General features: G+C 73.4%; 5 protein-coding genes. 3 read left to right on the top strand and 2 right to left on the bottom strand.

Going from position 1 to position 4,443, the window contains the following annotated elements; translation table 11 throughout:
• The first annotated feature begins 233 nt into the window (after positions 1–233).
• Both OZN99_RS26210 and OZN99_RS26205 read left to right on the top strand, forming a co-directional pair.
• The gene (locus OZN99_RS26210; RefSeq protein ID WP_270938178.1) at positions 234–1,232 is read left to right on the top strand and encodes a Bug family tripartite tricarboxylate transporter substrate binding protein; all 999 of its coding nucleotides are present in this window, start codon (positions 234–236) and stop codon (positions 1,230–1,232) included.
• Positions 1,233–1,295: 63 nt separating this feature from the next.
• Positions 1,296–2,282 (top strand): Bug family tripartite tricarboxylate transporter substrate binding protein, encoded by a 987-nt coding sequence (locus OZN99_RS26205; RefSeq protein WP_270938177.1) that lies wholly within the window; start codon positions 1,296–1,298, stop codon positions 2,280–2,282.
• 136 nt (positions 2,283–2,418) lie between these two features.
• Here OZN99_RS26205 and OZN99_RS26200 read toward each other — a convergent pair whose 3' ends face one another.
• Positions 2,419–3,423 (bottom strand): Bug family tripartite tricarboxylate transporter substrate binding protein, encoded by a 1,005-nt coding sequence (locus OZN99_RS26200; RefSeq protein ID WP_270938176.1) that lies wholly within the window; start codon positions 3,421–3,423, stop codon positions 2,419–2,421.
• A gap of 95 nt (positions 3,424–3,518) precedes the next feature.
• On the opposite strand from OZN99_RS26200, the gene OZN99_RS26195 reads away from it, so the two are divergent.
• The gene (locus OZN99_RS26195; RefSeq protein WP_270938175.1) at positions 3,519–4,256 is read left to right on the top strand and encodes an aspartate/glutamate racemase family protein; all 738 of its coding nucleotides are present in this window, start codon (positions 3,519–3,521) and stop codon (positions 4,254–4,256) included.
• 7 nt (positions 4,257–4,263) lie between these two features.
• On the opposite strand, the gene OZN99_RS26190 is transcribed toward OZN99_RS26195, so the two are convergent.
• The coding region (locus tag OZN99_RS26190) for a hypothetical protein (RefSeq protein ID WP_270938174.1) at positions 4,264–4,443 on the bottom strand (180 nt) is incomplete at its 5' end.

Genomic DNA, 4,443 nt, shown 5'->3' with positions numbered 1-4,443 from the left:
GATCGGGCGCATCCTGGCGGCGGCGGAGGGCTGACGGGTCGGCGCGCGGCCGGCGCCTCGCGCGGCGGCGCGGGCCCGCCCAACGCCGCCCGCCGATTCGTGTCTCCCCTGCGGTCTGCGGTGTGCGAAACTCCGTGACATCGCCAGGAGCGCACCCGCTCCTGAGCCGGGGAGGGTGAGCTCGGCCGATCCCGTCCGCGACCCGCGGTCGCTGGCGCCAGGGAGGACGCCGCATGTCGCACCCCCTTGTGCGCGCCGTGGCGCGCCGACAGACCCTCGCGCTCGGGATCGGAACCGGCATCGCGGGCGCGGCGAGGCGTCCCGCGATCGCGCAGGCGGAGTGGCCCGCGCGCACGGTCGGCTACATCGAGCCCTATGCACCGGGTGGCGGGACCGACACCGCCTCGCGCCTCTGGTGCACGGCGATGGCGGACCTAACCGGGCAGACCTTCGTCGTCGAGAACCGCACGGGGGGCGGCGGCACCATCGGCAACTCGGCCATCGCGCGCTCAGCGCCCGATGGCTACACCATCGGCCTCGGCGGCATCGGCACGCATGTGATCGCGCCGCATGTCGTTCCGAACCTGTCCTACGATCCCGCGCGCGACTTCACGATGATCGGCGGGCAATGGCGCCAGCCGGTGGTGCTGCTGGTGAACAACGACATCCCGGCGCACAGCGTCGCCGAATTGCTGGCGCTGCTGCGCCGCGATCCCGGCCGGCTGCAGTATGCGACGGGCGGCATCGGCAACACCCCGCATCTGGCCGGCGAGCTGTTCAGGACACGGGCCGGGCTGGAGCTTCCGCACGTGCCCTATCGCGGGCCGGAGGTGATGGTTGACCTGATGGCTGGTCGCATCCCCATCGCCTGGGGGCTGTTCTCGACCGGGATGGCGCTTGCGCGGGAGGGAAAGGTCCGCGCGCTCGGCGTCAGCAGCCTGGAACGCCATTCCGCCGCGCCCGATCTGCCTGCGATCGCGGAGACCCTCCCGGGCTTCGACCTCGTCTCCTGGGCCTGCATCGTCGGCCCGGCCGGCATCCCGCCCGCGATGGTCGCGCGCATCAGCGAATACTCGGCCCGCGCGCTGCGCCAGCCCACGCTCGTGCAGCGCTACATGCAGGATGGCAGCACGCCCTGGCCGGCGACGCCGGCGGAGCTCTCGGCCTACCGCGCGCAGCAGGCGGAGTTGCTGGCGCCTGTAATCCGCGCCTCCGGCGCACGGGCGGGCTGAGCAGGGCGGCAGACAGGCACGGCGCGCCCGCGCTAGGCTCACCCGGAAAGGGAGGAGGACACCATGACTCTGTTCATGCCGGGGCGCCGTGCGCTGCTTGCCGCCGGGGCGGCGCTGACACTGCCCGTCGCCGGGCGCGCCCAATCCGACTACCCCTCGCGCCCGGTGCGCGTGATCGTCCCCTTCCCGCCCGGCCAGGCCGCCGACCTGTTCGGCCGGCTGGTCGCCGAAGAGCTCTCGAAGCGCTGGCCGCACCGCGTGGTGGTGGAGAACCGCGCGGGCGGGGCGGGCGCGATCGGGATGGAGGCGGTGAAGGCTGCGCCGCCCGATGGCTACACGCTGGGCGTCGGCACCTCCGGCACGCTCGGCGTGAACCCTTCGGTGATGGCGCGGCTGCCCTATGACGCGGAGCGCGACTTCGCCGCGATCACCAACATCTTCACCCTGCCCCTGGTCTTCGTCGCCCACCCCTCCTTCGAGGCCGCGGACATGGCGCAGTTCGTCGCGCTCGCGCGCAGCGCGCCGGGGCGCGTGCAATACGCCTCGGCCGGGCCCGGCACGGCGCAGCACATGACGGCGGAGATGCTGGCCCACCGCCTCTCGCTGCAGATGACGCACGTGCCCTATCGCGGCAGCGGGCCGGCCATGGCGGACCTGATCGCGGGCAACGTGAAGGTCATGGTGGACAGCCTGGCCTCCGCGCTGCCGAACATCGGCGCCGGGCGCATCCGCGCGCTGGCGGTCACCGGCCGCGCCCGCACGCCGCAGTTGCCGAACGTGCCGACCGTGGCGGAGACGGTCTCGCCGGGCTTCGAGGCGCTGGGCTGGTCGGGGCTGGTGGCACCGGCCGGTACGCCGGAGGCGATCATCCGCAAGGTGAATGCCGACACGGTGGCGATCCTGCGCGACCCGGCGATCGCGACGCGCATGGTGGAGATGGGCGGCTTCCCCGACCCCGGCACGCCGGAAGAGTACGCCCGCTTCATCGCCGCCGAGATCGCCAAGTGGCGCGAGGTCGCCCGCGCCGCGAACGTCCGGCTCGACAGCTGACACAAAGCGAGCGCTGCCCGTCCCTTCCGCCCCCCGGTGCCCTGTCGCGGCTTCGCCGCGACAGGATGAACCAGACCGGGAACGGCAGGCGCCAAGCCGGTCCCCCGGCGAAGACGCGAAGCGGCTTCGTGGGGATCTAGTCCACCGTCGCCCGCGCGTCGCGCACCACCTGCGCCCAGCGCGCCACGTCCTGCTCCTGCACCGCGCGGAACTCGGCCGGCGTGTTCACCGTCGGCGGCTCGATGCCCTGGTCCTGCACCAGCCAGGTGCGGAACTCCGGCGCGGAGATGATCCTCACGATCTCCTCGTTCAGCCGGCGCGTGATCTCGTCCGGCAGGCCGGCGGGACCGAAGACGCCGTACCAGGTCGTGCTCTCGAAGCCCGGCAGGTTGCACGCCTCCGCCACGGTCGGCACGTCGGGCAGCGCGGGCACGCGGCTGCGCGTGGTCACCGCCAGGCCGCGCACCTGGCCCTGCTGGATCATCGCGATGGCCGGGCCGGTCTGGTTGAAGAAGAAGTCGATCTGCCCGCCGAGTTGCGCCGTCACCACGCCGGCCTGGCCGGTGAAGGGCACGTGCACCACGTCGAGCCCCGCCGCCACCGCGAAGCGGGCCCCGGCCAGGTGGGTGGAAGCGCCGTTGCCCGTGCTGCCGTAGTTCAGCGCGCCCGGCCGCGCCTTCCCGTCATTGATGACGTCCATGCAGGTGCGGTACTGCGGGCGTCGCTCGACGCTGGTGGTCAGGATGTTCGGCACGTCGCCCAGATGCGCGATCGGGGTGAAGTCGCGCAGCACGTCGAAGGGCAGGCGGCGGTAGAGCGTCTGGTTTATCGCGTGGGTGCCGGCGGTGCCGAACAGGATGACGTAGCCATCGGGCCGCGCCTTCGCCACGAAGTCGGAGCCGACGTTGCCGCCGGCGCCGATGCGCGGGTTCACCACCACCGGCTGGCCCAGCGCACGGGAGAGCGGCTCGGCGATGCGGCGGGCGTAGATTCCGACGCCCGAGCTGTTCGGGAAGCCGATGGTGAACTCGATCGGGCGGGTGGGCCAGGCGGGCTGCTGCGCGGTCCCTTGGGCGGCGGCCGGGGCGGCGCCGAGCAGCGCGGCGAGCGGCAGGGCGAGCAGGCGGCGGGTCAGGCGCATCTTCGTATCTCCGACGGGTGCAGCGAATTGACGGCGCGGCGCCCTGCCTTGCAACCCCCGTCGCGCCGCGCGCGAAGCCGGCCTAGGCTCGGCGCATGAGGCAGGACAACCCGGCCGCCCGGATCGCGCGCGGCGGCAAATCCATCTACGGCGCGCCGCTCGGCATCCTGATGCTGGAAGCGCGATTCCCGCGCATCCCCGGCGACATGGGCAACGGCGCGACCTGGCCCTTCCCCGTGCTGTTCCGCGTGGTGCGCGGCGCCAGCCCGGAGAAGGTCGTGCTGCAGGGCGCGCGCGGCCTGTTGCCGGATTTCATCGCCGCCGCGCAGGACCTGGTGGACCTCGGCGCGGAGGCGATCACCACCAATTGCGGCTTCCTCGCACTGTTCCAGGCGGAGCTCGCGGCGGCGGTGAAGGTGCCCGTCGCGACAAGCTCGCTGCTGCAGGTGCCCTGGGTGCAGGCGATGCTGCCGCCCGGACGGCGCGTCGGCGTCATCACCGTCAGCCGCGGGTCGCTGACGCCGGCACATCTCGATGCCGCCGGCGTGCCGCGCGACGTGCCGGTGGAGGGCACCGAGGACGGGCGGGAGTTCTTCCGCGTGCTGATCAGGGCCGAGAAGCAGGACATGGACGTGGCGCTGGCCGAGCAGGACATCCTGGAGGCCGGACGGCGGCTGGTGGCGCGCCACCCGGAGGTCGGCGCCGTCGTGCTGGAATGCACGAACATGCCGCCCTATGCCGCGGCCCTGCGGGAGGCACTGGGCCTGCCGGTCTACGACATCTACACGCTGGTCAGCTGGTTCCACGGCGGCCTGCGGCCGCGGCGGTTCTGACGCGCGCTCAGCGTGGCCGGCGCAGCAGCGCGCGCAGCCGCAACTCCTCCTGCGTGGGGTCGGCATCGGCGATGCGGGGCAGGTCGGGCGCGCCGAGTTCGCGCGGGTCGGTCGGGGCGGGGCTGGCCGCGTCCAGCGCGCGGTCGATGGCATCGCGCAGCGCGGCCAGGTCGCCGGACAGGCGGGC

Origin of the sequence: Falsiroseomonas oryzae (genome assembly GCF_027856955.1) — a bacterium.
In the GTDB taxonomy this organism is placed as follows: Bacteria; Pseudomonadota; Alphaproteobacteria; order Acetobacterales; family Acetobacteraceae; genus Falsiroseomonas; species Falsiroseomonas oryzae.
The sequence above is the reverse complement of the archived record's forward strand: the minus strand, read 5'-3'. Positions and strand labels throughout refer to the sequence as shown.